This is a genomic window from Advenella mimigardefordensis DPN7 (assembly GCF_000521505.1).
Lineage (GTDB): Bacteria > Pseudomonadota > Gammaproteobacteria > Burkholderiales > Burkholderiaceae_B > Advenella > Advenella mimigardefordensis.
The window spans coordinates 3,809,293-3,823,955 of sequence record NZ_CP003915.1; the positions used below are offsets into that span (position 1 = coordinate 3,809,293).

The window sequence follows — 14,663 nt, forward strand, 5'->3', positions numbered from 1 at the left end:
AGATTTCAATGCCTCATTTCTATCAGTTTGCTAATTAACCGCTCGGATCAAAAGCTGTCAGTCGTGAAATACAACTTGTGAGCCAAAGCAATCGCTCAACCCTCCAAAACTTGAACATAAATTAGCCGAAGATAAACGACATAAGCTGGGCATAAACAGCATTCGGCCCAGATCAAGTGCACCGATCAGGTGCCTTAATGGTAGAAACTCAGTTATCTTCGGAGGCGTCAGAATATTCAAGGAGAAGGATAGTGCAACTCTTGAAGATCTGTTTTCCAAATATTGAATGATAAAAACCATCACCTCCCTAATTCGCCTACTCGCCAATAGCCTCAATAGCATTTTGTCTTGGCTGGAAAGCAAAGACAGATCCACCAGGGCCCAATCGATATTTGTGGACCTAGCCCCAACTGATGAGGCAGACAAGGCTGGCGTGTATTCCAAAGCGATTCTGTTTGCGACTAACAATACGAAGGTTTCCAATATTGCTCTAACTGGTCCATATGGTTCAGGGAAAAGCAGCATCATCCAGACCTTTTTAAAGAAGTACCGTCGGCCTGCGCTTCACATCTCTCTCGCTGCGTTCGTTCCAGAGGCTGATTCGGAAGGCAAGAAGGTGAGCCGTCAAGAAATTGAGAGAAGTATTCTTCAGCAGATGTTGTATGGTGCTGACGCAAACAAGCTCCCGCTGTCACGGTTCAAGAGAATTCAGTCGCCTAGTGTTTTGTCGATCTTTAAGTCTCTTTATATAACACTTGGAATTTTAGCGCTTTGGTATGTGTTTAATCGGCGAGAAGATATCATTAGCGGCACCTTCTTTGTTCCCCTTGACCTCAGCAATGCATTCAGCCTAGGGATATGCGCGTTTGCAGTAATTTTCCTATGGGTGACACTGCATCACTTTTACGTTGCCAGCTTCGGTCTGTCACTCAAGAGTATCTCGTTGAAGGACGTTGAAATAAGGCCCGCACATGACGATCAGACATCAATACTGAATCGCCATCTAGACGAAATACTCTACTTCTTCCAATCTACCGATTACGATCTCGTAATCATCGAGGATCTGGATCGATTCAATGACGCCGAGATTTTTGTCACGCTGCGCGAAATTAATTGCCTTATAAACGAGAATGCCGGCGTGAATCGGACTATCAGGTTCCTCTACGCCTTGCGCGATGACATGTTTACAAATACCGACCGAACCAAGTTTTTCGAATTTATTGTTCCCGTGATACCGATCATCAATACGTCAAATTCCATAGACATGGTATTGAAGCAAGGGAGAAGGCTTGCGCTTGATGAACGTCTCGATAGACAGTTTCTGAGAGAGGTCTCACGCTACCTAAATGATTTGAGATTGATCCAGAACATCTTTAACGAATACGCCATTTATGTAGCCAATTTGGAAACAGATGGAGATAACCTGCTTGACGCCAACAAACTTCTCGCGATCCTAATCTATAAAAACGTCTATCCAAGGGACTTTGAGCAGTTGCACCGGGGAGTGGGTAATCTCGCTGAAATATTAAATCGCCAAGACGAACTCATTAGGGATGGCGAAGCCAGATATAGGACCGAGATTGATGAGCTAGAAAAACAACTTGAAGTAGCTGAGCGACAAACTCCTTCAGACCTAGTGGAGTTGCGACAAATTTACGCTATGGCTTTGATTGAGAAGCTTCCAGACAATGCTATCGGCGTCAGGCTTGATCATCATGGGACATGGATTGTGCTTCCTCAACTCGCCAGTCACGATGCATTCGAACAGCTGATTGGGGCAACGCGCATACTCTACCGCAATGCCAATAATAACCAAAATTGGGTAGATGTTTCCAACTTGCAGGCCGAAGTGGACTCTCAAAAATCCTACCAGCAACGCAAGGGGGAGATCGTAAGTAAAGGTGATGATAATAAGAACAAGTTGCTACGCCAAATACACGATCTAAGATTAAGGATCCCAACGCTTCGCATGACTAAGCTCGATGAGCTTTTGCGTTTAAATGCCGACCACATAGATGGGCTTTTCAAAGACTTCGAAGAAAACGGAGAGCTCGCCCGCTTTTTGATCTTAGAAGGTCATCTCGACGATACCTACTACCAATACACTTCACTCTTTCACTCGGGCCGTTTATCGTCGAATGACAACCGGTTTCTGATCCAAATACGGGCATTCGTCACTCCTGAGCCGAATTTTCCACTCGATAATCCCAAAGAAGTCATCGCAGCGATGAGAGACGAGGACTTCCAACAGGGCTATGTCTTGAACGTTAAGCTCGTCGACAACCTTTTGGCTGATCCGAGTCTTTATCATTTTCACTTACAAAAATTTTTCGAGCTTCTCTCATCTGAGTTCGCGCGTTGCGAAGACTTTTTCAGTTCTTATTACACCAGTGGCCTAGACATTGCAGGACTTCTTCTGAGATTTGCCAACACCTGGAAAAACCTCGTACCAGCTGCCATTGCCAGCCCCAACAATATCTCTCACATTACCCAGTTGATCGCTCATCTACCGGAAAGCTCTCTAACAACGCTCGCAAGACACTTTGACGAACTATCAGATTTTACTGCTGAGAACCTCCCAGCAATTCTGCTGCAATCGCCCGAACTAACTCCGGGACGCCTTAAATGCCTCGACTTTGAGGTCAAAGATCTAGCCGCAATTAAAGAGCACTCCGAAATTGTCCGCTTCATGTTCGAGGAGGGGCTATACGAACTTACGATAACGAATCTGGAACATGTCTACCAAGAGATTTTAGGAGAGAGCGATCTCAAATCAATGCGCACGAGAAATTTCACTACCCTCCGTGCAATGAATAACCCAATCTTGATGAAGAGGTTGGAACGTGATTTCAGTCTGTACTTGCGCGATATTCTTTTAGCACTGCAAGAAAACTCCGGGGAAGATATTCCCGCTATCCTAGCTATTCTTAGCCACGAGACACTTGATCAAGATGATCTTTGGATGTTTCTTGAGAGGCAGACAACCCGACTACAGACTTTAGAAGGTGTGCCTGAGAAATTGCACGCCACACTTTTCCAACTAAATTCGATTGAGGCAACCTGGATAAATTGTCTCGCTTTCATAGAATCTGGCGGGTTTGAGGAAGATAGCCTAATTGGGTATCTTGATCTAGACTCAGTCCGTGCAGCCATCCTGCAAAATTCCATACCAAGCGACTCGGACTCACTGAAACTGCATCAGTTCCTTCTCAATGCCGGTTCGCTGTCTGATGCCGCCTACAAAGACTATGCCCATGCTCTGCCGAGCCGGTTCCAAAAGTTGCCCTTAGAGCTCGAACTAAGCAAGCTTCAAATCCTTGTATCCGAAGAAAAAATTACTTTTAGCAAGGAAAATCTTGATGCACTCACTGAAAACAAAGATTTACAGGTACTGTTCGTCGCCACTAATATCGACAAATATTTGAGCGCCCCCAACTCCTTTGCACTCGATGACGATTTCCGAGAAGAGCTTTTACGATCTAATATTGAGAATGCAGAAAAGCTCCGGGTAATTGCATTAATGGACCTCGAGGCGCTAGCAGACTTACCAGAGCGCTCAGCACTTATTGGCCCGATTATTAACAGTGCGGACGCCAACATACCTAAAATAGGCGGTAGAAGTGTGCAATCTTTAGTAATAAACTCTAGGCCAACCGCAACACAGATTTCACTTTTTAATAAATATCATTCGTTTATGTCAGATGACGAAGTGCGCCATGTCCTAACTAATCTACCCCAACCATTTTCCGAAATTAAAACGGGATATACCACGCCAAGACTGACGAATACCCCAGAGAATCGAGATTTGGTTCAATGGCTTGATTCGAGAAATATTATATCGTCATGGAGCGACGATCGTTTATTTACTGACGAAATAAGAGTAAATTTGTATAGAAATGGATAAACCGCTTCCTAACTTAACACTTTCTCGACGTATGCGATGATATTCCTAAAATGGCCACACACCGAACGACCCGTTTTGGTCATAACTGTTGTTCTGTGCTAGCGATTGATCTGGTGTACTGTACCAAAATCGTAGTACAGTACACATCAATATGTAGACACGTATCTTGATGCAATCTCACTGAAAAATCTAGACGGTATTGAGCGGGCACCTACATTCATAGTGCGTCCCTGCCGGCCAAATTACCAGATTCGCACTATACGCTGTTGGATCACAGCTCCGAAAACACTAACCACTGCACACCGACAGAATTTATTCGATTTATAAAATAAAAGGTAAGCGTCCGGTGATCCCACATTGCGCGGCCTTATTAAAAATGCCAGGATAGTGTCCACGTAAAATTTGTTATGCGCGCCCCTGGACATGAATATCTTTCTGAGACTGTAGTCCTCGCTCGACTACCAAATCAGGCAATGCTACGATAGTATCTGCTAGGGATTTCGGTATTACTTCTGTTAAGCGTTTTTCTTCGCAAAACAAGTTTAATGAATACTGCTTGCTCCGTCTGCAGAATACATAACCGTACAAATGATTCGAATGGTCCGATGCTGCCCCGACTCAATCATTGACGATAAAACGACCCACGATACTTTTTGATGGAGGCAAAGATGAAATTACAAAAGGAATTTCCGATCACTTGGATTCGAGTGATTCCTGAGATCAAGAAATATGGCCCTATTTTTTTCTAATTGGACTGATAGTAGGTATAACTCTAGTGCTGGAACATCGATATTTTGGCGTAGGGCAGTTGAGCTCTGCTCTGATTGGTGAACAAATTTCATTCCATACATTAACTGTGATGTCAATATTCTTAACGCTGTGCAAAGGACTGAGTTGGGGGTTATCTTCATATCCACACACACAACGCGTTAAATCCTTGATAGACATTTCCGTTGAATACATCTCTCCCAAAGCTGTGGCACTCGGCTTGATCGCGGGCTTCATCATAATCGGACTCGCGATTTCAGCGATTATCGTCGGTGATTACGTCCACGCGACCAAATTTGTCAGTGCCGCTGTTTTTTTCTTAGCACTAGCCGAGGTTGCTGCCAACCCGCTGCAATCACGAGACGCTTCTAAGTGCTATCCCACGGCAATGGGCATGGTCATTATTACCCCAACAATGTACTTAATCGGCCCCCTTCTTTAGATAAATCAACCAGAGGCTCTTGCTGCGTAATCCTGTTACTTCCTCAGTTGCATAAAATACGGATTGAGCAATAACCAGAGTGCAAGCGTGACATTAGCTCACTCCACAATCATGGGGTTCAAACAGCTCCAGGGAGTAGCCATACATGATCATTTCTGCGCGAAATCTTTGCCTGTTTCTCACACAACAGCGCAAAACAGTATTGCATCATGTAAAATAACGTGACTTTATGTAGAAAAGAAAGCATCTCCGAGAAGGTTAGTGCTCGAGACAGAAACAATGAAAACGACATCCAAGTTCAAGCGTAGGTTGTTAACGCAGAGCAGACGTTGATTGCACAAGTGCGTCGGTAGGCTTAAACCAAGAGCTTCACTAGGTATATCTGTGGCGTACTCAAAATTCGGCAAACGATGAAATTTTTGGCGGACAAAGCTAGTGTAGATAAGGCAGTCACCAGATTCAGTTATCTTTCGCCTCACCAGAATGACCGATTATCAATCGTAACTATTCTGCCAAACTGCAGAAAACTGTTTATATACCTAAAGGTAACCCTTCGTGAAAATACTTCGCTTTAAGGCTTCGAAAGTACATGGACAATATAATTTCGACTTAAATTTCTTTTCTGGTATAACGTTCTTGATTGGCATTAACGGAAGCGGAAAAACAACCGCACTTCGATTAATGCAAGCGGCACTCACAATTGATTTATCAACACTAACTTCAATTAAATTTCAGAAACTGACAATTGACGTCCTCCATCAAGACAAATTATTTAATCTTGAGATAATAAACGCAGGTTCAAATTTAATATTTATACTAAACGGCGAAGAATCTAGCGTTAAAATTCCATTTTCCGGAAACGACGACCGAAACAGCATTCTTAAATCTGAGCGCTTGGATAGTTTTTTTGGAAGAGCAGCGTATTCATCTACTCAATGATCAAGAAAAAGGATTCGGCCAGTTCATTAAGGGTCAGCGCCCATTGTTTCTTGGATTGGAGCGGCGCACAGGTCGATATGATGATGAGCCTTATTATTACGAAGAAGATTTGGCAGGGCGCACTTATTTAAGGCCGTCGAAAAGGCTCCAACGAGAGTCGTTGGATGGTTTGGATAGTTGCCAAAGACTTATAGAGCGAGCCTATCGAAATTTCCGTAGGATGAGCGACACCACAACCAGTCGTCTCATAAATGTAATTGTAGACTCTATGTTTGATTATGTTGAACTTGACTCTACCGACTGGCCGTCTACAGCAGAAAAATCACGAGAATTTCAAAAGATCCTCGAACGGCGTACCGAGATTGAGAGATTCGCAACTGACTTGGGTGGCAGTCGCCTAGCGTCACAACAAATCAACAATTTCTTTTCCAAAATCTCTGGCGGTTTAAACACTGAAACCGAAGCCAATCAAGAACTCATTGAATGGTTACTGAATAAAGCACAAATACAAAGAATTCATAAGTTGCTAGCCGAAATGGACAGGCAAAACAAACGGACAGAACGTTTATATGCGCCAATTCAAGAATTCGTCGAAATTCTTAATAAATTCTTCAGAGACTCTAAAAAAACGGCCTCGGTCGACTCTCTTGGGCGACTTAATATTACTCAAGGTGGCTCACCAATACAGCTTTCCTCAATGTCATCCGGTGAAAAACAACTTCTCATACTACTAGCCCACGGAAGATTCGCCCGAAATCAACATGGCGTGGTTATCGTTGACGAACCTGAGGTTTCTCTTCACCTTCGGTGGCAAGAAATGTTGATTGATAGCATTTCTCCGGAGGATAGTGAGAATCAATTTATTTTCGCTACACACTCCCCTGAAATAGTCGGTTTCCGTAAGAATAATTGCGTGCAGGTAGGATAATATGTTAGAGAGAACTGACGCAGCCAAATATGCAATGACGGTATTCCATGAAAACTTCAACGATTTCGACATATACATCGAAGACACTGCACCTGGATATCAAAAAATATTTGCATCGCTTCTTAATCGTGCCATGGGTGATAATGTAACGATCGAACGAGTCTTTCCCCTCGGAAGCCGGAATAGAGTCATAGAAATGGCATCACGCGAACCCATTGGCGAAATAGCAAAGCGACCATCCGTATACTTAGTTGATGGCGATTTATATCTCTTAGCTGGAGAGATTCAGAATTTACCAAACAATGTGGTTGTACTACCTCGTTATTGCGTAGAAAATTTTCTAATTGAAGAAAATGCTCTAGCCTTAATCATGGATGACGAAGTTCCTGCCGAGACTATCGAAAAATTACGGCGTCAGTTCGACTACCATGGCTGGTTAACGCGCGCCGAGACACCATTGCGAGAACTTTTTATTGTTTTTGCAATTGCTCATAAGTTGCGATCTGGGATACAAACCGTATGCCGAGGTTATTCTAGCATTTGCGCTGATGCGACTGGCGAAATAGATCAAGGCAAAGTTCGCGCTATCTGCACAGAAATCACCGATCAACTAACAGCCCAATTTGGGCCCGACAACGTTGCACGGGCGCACGTCGAAATAGAGAACTCCATCAATAAATCAAAATGCTTTGTCTCTACCTATGTATCAGCCAAAGATTTTTCTCTCCCACTTTTAATTGCACGTATGCGAAGCGTTACAAGATCGAAAGCCCCGAATGTGAACTTGAAGATGCGCTTTTCACGCATATGTAATACAGATCCATTACGGGAAGTAGTAGACGCAATAAACAAGATCGTTAATCCGCCACACCAGGAATTTAATACGTGAAGAAAAATTATTACTTGAGTCCGGTACTGTATCGAAATTTCGGCACAGCACTATGACCAGTTTTCATCACTTCTGCCAAAATAATCGAACCTGCTCATTTAAAACTAGTTTTACCCATTTCAATCCCCACTACAACTCATCCTATTCCTCTAAAGTGCGACACCGCTAAATCAAATAAGCCAAATCGTGTCAGGTCAATCCCGATCTGGCAACAACCTTTCACACTGGCGACATAGTCCTCTCAATGACAACTTGCAACCCAGAGCAGTCTTTCAGACGAGTTCTACAAAGTGACTAGCGGGTGGGTAGGCTATAATGTATCTTACAAGCACATACGCAGTCGACGTCCCATCTAGATGGTGAATAATGCAGGAGCGTCGAATTGCGACCGGCTCTGCCCGTCGAAAACTAAACCGGCACAGCGACACCCATGCTTATTCTGAAGATTTCATACGATTAAGACTCAAAACATGGCAGTAAAGATCACGGCACACCTCGTTCAGCTTACATACGAAGCATCGCTTAGATCGTTCTGGAGAAAAGAGGCGCTTCGTAAATTTTTGCGGCAAACCCATGTCGCAGAAGGACACTTAGCGACTTGGTCACCAGACGAAAGTAAGCGCGATTTCCTCGATCGAACATTCGCTGCGCTTCAACGGAGCGAAAAAGGCAAGGCAGTGATCGGTGAGATCGCACTTTCCCTTGCCGAACAGACTACATTTCCGGACCTTCGCAATTGGGAAGATTCTGCGGACAAAATCCAAGATGCGTCCAAAGCAGTTAGGGAACTGAAGGCACTTATCGCCCGACAAGCAGAAGAGGTTCGATCTGAACGCGAACGTGAGACCGCGAAAGCAAAGGCACGCGAGGAGCGAGAGGAGCTTCAGCGCCAAAGAACCAGCCTCGCTGAATTGATGCAACGGCTCAACGAACTTGTGCCGCGGCAAGGGACAGCTCCAGGTGGCTACGCTTTTCAAGACTGGTTCTATGATCTTCTAAAATTCACGGAAGTTGAACATCGTAAACCATACAACACAGGCGGTAGGCAGATTGACGGCTCTCTCACGATTGACGGAACAACCTACCTCGTCGAGCTAAAGTTCACTACGACCCAAGCAGGCGGACCCGACATTGATATATTCCGGAGCAAAGTTGAGAGCAAGGCGGACAACACGATGGGGTTGTTTGTTTCTATGGCAGGATATTCATCGATAGCAGTCCAAGAGGCATCTGGTAAGAAAACCACATTGCTACTTCTCGACGCATCCCACATATTTCTTGTCCTCACAGGCGGCATATCCTATATTGACCTCGTTCGACGGATTCGTCGGCACGCCTCCCAAACTGGGGAGTCATTCCTTCCGGTCAATTATTTTGGTGGCTAGCATGACATCGAATCGTCGCCAGTCTTGCCGCTATTCAACGGTCCGATTTATTATGCCATCGACGGATGACGGCACCCGAGCCAAACGGCCATACGATCAATGTCATTCCAAATTTGAAAACTACGTTGATAAAACATAGCAACCGCCCAATGAAACAGCATATTTGATAAAAGTCCTTACAAGAATTTATTTCGAGAATAATATGTAACATTTATCTTTAACCCTTAGAATCTCACTGTTTTACGTGTTCGTCAAACAATAGTTTAAGGCAACTTTTCTCATAAGTCGTGATCCGTACTATGGCTTTACCCGACATTGATTTCTCTCGAATTCGCCCTCACGATGGAAGCCAACATATCGGTTTCGAGGAACTGGTCACGCAGTTGGCGTCCCTTGAGAGACGACCGGCAGGCTCCACCTTTGTACGAAAGGGACGTGGTGGTGATGGTGGAATCGAATGCTTCGTTACGCTCGCCAACGGAGACGAATATGGCTGGCAGGCCAAATATGTCTTCAGTTGGGATGCCAGTCTCGAGACCCAACTCAATACATCGCTAGAAGCGGCACTTGCTAAACATCCCCGTTTGACCAAGCTTACGGTATGTATTCCGTTCGATCTTCCGGATGGACGGCCAAACCAGGGAAATCACGCTACCCAGAAAAAGAGTGCTCGTCAAAAATGGGATACGTGGAAGTCCGGCTGGGAACAGCATGCAGCAGTTCAGCAGCGCACGTTGACTATTTCTCTCTGGGATAGTGGCGTATTGAGTGGCCGCCTTACCACCGACAGCCCTGCATACAATGGACGGCTACTTTATTGGTTTGGGACTACGACGCTCACTTCCGCGTGGTTTACAGAGCAGTTTGGAAAAATGCGTGAAGCCCTAGGCTCGCGTTACACGCCCGACACCAATGTCGAATTGCCCATCCGTAAAACTTTCCTCGCGTTCGCCCGTGATCCGTCGATTAATGACACTGTACTGGAATGGTCACTGTCCCTGGGGGATCGTGGCAGGAGCGCAATTGAGGCCATTGAGCGCGCGCTTGGCAAGAACAATCAACCAAAAGAGCTTAGCGCTCTCAGTGCAGCACTAACCTCGCTCAGTCAAGCACTAGATGTAGGGCCTGTCGGCCCAGAAGCTCAATTGCCGCTCGACGCTTGGCAAAAGGCGAGCCGTGCTTGCTCTTCTGCGTTCTATAACGCGTTGGAGTGGGTCTATACACTTCCGGCGAGTAAAGCGGATCCTGGCGTTACCAGGGAGGACTGGGCGCGACATGAACTCTTCCGACTGATTGATATCGTCCGTGACATTGAGGCGGCACTTGATTCCGACGATTGGCAGTTTGCGAACGCCCATGCCGTACTACTGGAAGGTGAAGCTGGAACGGGCAAGTCGCATCTCCTTGCGGACGTAGTAGAACATCAGATCCACGCAAACCGGCCGGCATTACTAGTACTGGGTGGAGCGCTGGTTGAGGGTGAACCTTGGAAGCAGATCATGGCGCAACTGGATTTGGCGCCAGACCTACAAGCTAAGCACTTTCTCGGAAGCCTAGATGCTGCGGGGCAAGCCGCTGGCGTGCGTACTATCATTTGCATTGACGCTATCAATGAACGCCATGGCACGGATATTTGGCCTGATCGTTTAGCTGCATTTCTTAAGATGGCAGAGCCCTTCCCGCATGTGAGCATCGTGCTATCTTGCCGATCAACCTACGTACGTCATGTGGTGCCCGATTCGCTCGATGAGAAACGCTTGCCTCGGGTGCTTCATCAAGGTTTTGCAGTGCGCGGGGGCGAGGCAGCTAACATGTATCTGGCCAAGCGAGGAGTCGTCCGCCCCGGCGCCCCCGCTTTGGTACCTGAGTTCCAGAATCCGCTCTTCCTCAAAACCTGTTGTGATTTCCTCGAAAAGGTAGGCAAGAACGAGCTCCCTCGCGGCTTACGCGGGGTAAGTGCCATTTTTAACTTCTATAACAACGCCGTTATCCGCGCCATCACCCAGCGCATGAAACTGGACCCTCATCTTGATCTCGTCGCGACTGCACTAACCCTTCTCACAGATATCCTGATCAGTCGCGGCGAAGGATATGCACCCAAAACGGAGGTGATTGGTGCATTCGAGGCCGTTCTGCCCTCTGGAGGCTCTCTTGAAAGGAGCCTGCTTTCTCAATTTGAGAGTGAAGGTGTTCTAGCCATCGAACTCATTCGAGAGGATGATGGCAAGATAGTGCCCATGGTACGTTTCACCTTCGAGCGATATAGCGATCACGCCATTGCAGCCCGCTTGCTGCAAGAGCATTTGAATCAGGACGACGTGAAGGCTTCATTTGCTGACAGCACCGTGCTAGGCGATTTGGCTTTCGGCGAAAAACATTACCGCGTTGCCGGCATCATCGAAGCAATTGCCATCCAGCTACCTGAGCACTGCGGTGTTGAAATCGTAGATCTCAGACCAGAATTTAATTGGATGATCCGACAAGCATTTTTCGACAGCCTACTTTGGCGCGAGCAGAGATTTTTTAGCGACCGAACCTTTAAATGTCTTCGGGGTCTCGAAAATAACGAACGTGTTAGCGATGTTCTCATCTCAATAGCAACAGAGCCCGAGAACAAATTCAATGCGCTCTATATACACAAACGCCTTTCATCGCTTTCAATGCCCGAACGCGATGCCAGTTGGTCGGTCTATTTGAATAATCGTGGCAGCGAAGGTGACCCGGTTGAAGTGCTTATTAACTGGGCCATACAGAATGGGATGGGAACAATCGACAATGGTCGTGCGGAATTAGCTGCGATCACACTCTCCTGGTTCCTTACTACTTCACACCGTGCAGTTCGCGATAAGACAACCAAAGCTTTAGCTTCTCTCTTTGCTATGCGCCTCACCCTGGCAGCGTCTACGCTCAGACTATTCTCTGAAGCAAATGACCTCTATCTCAGGGAACGGCTTTTTGCTGCTGCCTATGGTGCAGCATTACAGGGAAAAACCGTCGACGGCCTATCCGAACTTGCGGCGACCACCTACGAGCTTGTATTTGCGGCCGGTGCTCCACCTCTCAACGAACTGCTTCGCGACCACGCGCGTGGTATTATCACCTATGCGCAATTCCGCAAGCAATTGCCGCCCAGCGTCGATTTGACGAAAGCGCACCCGCCTCATAAGAGTCAATGGCCGATCGAATATGTATCGGAAGAAAAGATCGATAGCTATCAACAGGACCACGGCGACGCCATCGTCAGTTCGGCGGTCAATGACGGTGATTTCGCTCGCTACGTAATCGACCATACGATCGATAACTGGGCGCCTGTATCCATCGACGCAAAAGACTGTCCAAGCGCGCATAGCCTAGGGAGCGAATGGATCGAGCGATTCACAGTTCAGGCCGGCGCCGAACAGCTTGCTGCGTTTGAGCTCGTAGCGGATGCCGCAAATGCCTGTGGAGGCGACCTTAGCTATAAAGAAACTCCTGAGCGTACTGCGCTCAAAGCTGCCGAGAACACATTCCAAGCAGTGTTATCGCCTGAAGCATGGGAGGAGTACCGGGTAAAGGCGCAGGATTTTGTGCGGTATTCCATGTTTTCGCGACAACCATATGACTATCCCGCTCGCTTTAACAGAGGTTGGGGCCGCCGCTGGATATGTATGCGCGCACATGAACTCGGCTGGACCCAAGAGCGGTTCGCAAAGCTTGAACGCGGATACAGTGGAGATCGGTACGAACATCGTGTGGAACGTATTGGAAAAAAATATCAGTGGCTGGCCCTGCACGAATTGGTCGCAAGAATGGCGGATAATCTGCTATTTATGGGGCAAAGCTACGGAGATGAGTGTCGTACCTACGAAGGCGTAAGAGATATTAGACTACGAGACATAGACCCATCGCTGCTGGTCACGAAAACCTATTACGACAATTGGAAGCAATGGGATCAGACCTGGTGGATTCCGGTGCAACCTCGGCTTCGACCTATCGCTCCACTTGAACGCTTAGCGTGGCTGGATAGCCAAATCGACTTGCTCAACGATGCTTCCTTCATTGATCTGACAGACCCAAAGACGAATCGACATTGGCTGACACTGAGTAGTTTTGCTTCTTGGCGGCAGTACGGCCTCGACGGTGGAAATAAGTCCATGCAGCGCGAGACTTGGTACCGCGTTCGCTGCGTAGTCGTTGCAAAAAATGACGAGGCTAGTGCTGTGAAGAGCCTTAGCGGGCGCAACCTCGTTCATCCAGATTCTCTGCCTGAATTCCATCTTGATAGCTCCTACTTCCTCGGCGAATATCCATGGCACCCTAAGCTACAGGATCAGGATGATTGGGTGGGCGGGAGTCACTGGAATGGCTTGTCAGTCTCAGTTCGACCTACCTGTGCGCATTATCTGTCCGAGCGAGGCGGCTACGACTACTCGATCGATGAAACAGTTCGAATCGAGTTGCCTGCCCCCTGGCTTGCGAAAGAGATGGGGTTACGCTTGCAAGACGGTCAGAAGCCGACCTTCGTGGATGTGGATGGCGAAATATGCTTCTTCGATCCATCAGTGATTGAGCCAGGATACCAAGCAGCGCTCGTTGATCGGGACGCCTTTCTAGCTATGCTGGACCGAAAAGGGTTGGCAGCGATCTGGGTCGTGGCTGGAGAGAAAGGCGTTTTCGGAGGTAAAGACGGTTACGGAGGATTTGGCGGTCGTGTTTTACATACAACTGTCTATACCCTGGGGGAAAACGGTTTCAAAAAAAACCAGTATAGAAGCCGTGAAAAACCTAGCCCTGAACAACTGGAAAAATTATTGGAGGACAAGCCGACAGAAGAGCTACTGTTGCTGCATGCAAAGAAATAACCTTGGCGTGTCGCACCCCGCAAATATGAACCCCTGTAGGAGATTAGCCGCTATGGTAGATAATCTAGGTGAAGCGCTTAGCCCCCTTTATCCATTGTAGCCAACAGCCTCTGCGCAGCCACACTAACATTCCTCATCATTTGCCGTGCTTCGTTAACTTCCTTCTCTCCCAATTCAGCAATGAGCATTTGTTGAGCTTCGTTCCAACATCGAACAGCCTGCTTGAAAACCTTAAGACCCGTTGGTGATAAGGTAAGCTGTTTGCCTTTACGCCCTCTTCCTCCGGATGAGATCACCAGCCCTTTTCGCTCCAGGGTCTGAATATTCCGAGAAATTCCAGAGGCCTCTATATCCAGAGAAATAGAAAGTGCGGAAACAACCATTCCTGGGTGCAGGTGAAGCATCACCATAATTGGGAATTGTGTTGGGTCCAAACCAAGTGGTTCCAGCAAGCGCCCGAGAACTTTTGTCGTCGTTCGCGAAGCTAGCCGACTATTCATACCCAGACAGATATCCGGAATGGCCGCGATCTGAAAATCATCTTTCATCATTGAAATAAATACGAAA

At 46.9% G+C, this 14,663-nt stretch carries 8 protein-coding genes; 7 read left to right on the plus strand and 1 reads right to left on the minus strand.

The annotated features are described in order from the left end of the window. Nucleotides 1-286: 286 nt before the first annotated feature. The 7 genes from MIM_RS17535 (at nucleotide 287) to MIM_RS17560 (ending at nucleotide 14,096) form a co-directional block, all read left to right on the plus strand. On the plus strand, nucleotides 287-3,904 hold the full coding sequence (locus tag MIM_RS17535; protein ID WP_025374063.1) for a YobI family P-loop NTPase: 3,618 nt from the start codon (nucleotides 287-289) through the stop codon (nucleotides 3,902-3,904). A gap of 775 nt (nucleotides 3,905-4,679) precedes the next feature. After that, nucleotides 4,680-5,114, plus strand: a complete 435-nt coding sequence (locus MIM_RS17540; RefSeq protein WP_025374064.1) for a hypothetical protein — start codon at nucleotides 4,680-4,682, stop codon at nucleotides 5,112-5,114. Nucleotides 5,115-5,669: 555 nt separating this feature from the next. Then, nucleotides 5,670-6,053: an AAA family ATPase gene (locus tag MIM_RS22645; protein WP_084459030.1), complete on the plus strand. Its 384-nt coding sequence runs from the start codon at nucleotides 5,670-5,672 to the stop codon at nucleotides 6,051-6,053. Next, entirely contained in the window at nucleotides 6,022-6,981 is a 960-nt protein-coding gene (locus MIM_RS17545) for an AAA family ATPase (RefSeq protein ID WP_025374065.1), read from the plus strand. The genes MIM_RS22645 and MIM_RS17545 overlap by 32 nt, the downstream gene beginning before the upstream one ends. Nucleotide 6,982: 1 nt before the next feature. Next, entirely contained in the window at nucleotides 6,983-7,870 is an 888-nt protein-coding gene (locus MIM_RS17550; protein WP_025374066.1) for a DUF4435 domain-containing protein, read from the plus strand. A gap of 470 nt (nucleotides 7,871-8,340) precedes the next feature. Beyond that, nucleotides 8,341-9,255 (plus strand): hypothetical protein, encoded by a 915-nt coding sequence (locus tag MIM_RS17555; protein WP_025374067.1) that lies wholly within the window; start codon nucleotides 8,341-8,343, stop codon nucleotides 9,253-9,255. A gap of 299 nt (nucleotides 9,256-9,554) precedes the next feature. After that, a complete protein-coding gene (locus MIM_RS17560) occupies nucleotides 9,555-14,096 on the plus strand; it encodes a hypothetical protein (RefSeq protein ID WP_025374068.1) in 4,542 nt (1,513 codons plus the stop codon). A 77-nt stretch (nucleotides 14,097-14,173) separates the two neighbouring features. Here MIM_RS17560 and MIM_RS17565 read toward each other — a convergent pair whose 3' ends face one another. Beyond that, nucleotides 14,174-14,647, minus strand: a complete 474-nt coding sequence (locus MIM_RS17565) for a MarR family winged helix-turn-helix transcriptional regulator (protein WP_025374069.1) — start codon at nucleotides 14,645-14,647, stop codon at nucleotides 14,174-14,176. Nucleotides 14,648-14,663 lie beyond the last annotated feature (16 nt).

Coding starts and splice junctions, on each gene's coding strand:
- MIM_RS17555 (WP_025374067.1), top strand. CDS start 8,341: ATGGCAGTAAAGATCACGGCACACCTCGTTCAGCTTACATACGAAGCA.
- MIM_RS17560 (WP_025374068.1), top strand. CDS start 9,555: ATGGCTTTACCCGACATTGATTTCTCTCGAATTCGCCCTCACGATGGA.
- MIM_RS17535 (WP_025374063.1), top strand. CDS start 287: ATGATAAAAACCATCACCTCCCTAATTCGCCTACTCGCCAATAGCCTC.
- MIM_RS17550 (WP_025374066.1), top strand. CDS start 6,983: ATGTTAGAGAGAACTGACGCAGCCAAATATGCAATGACGGTATTCCAT.
- MIM_RS17565 (WP_025374069.1), bottom strand. CDS start 14,647: ATGATGAAAGATGATTTTCAGATCGCGGCCATTCCGGATATCTGTCTG.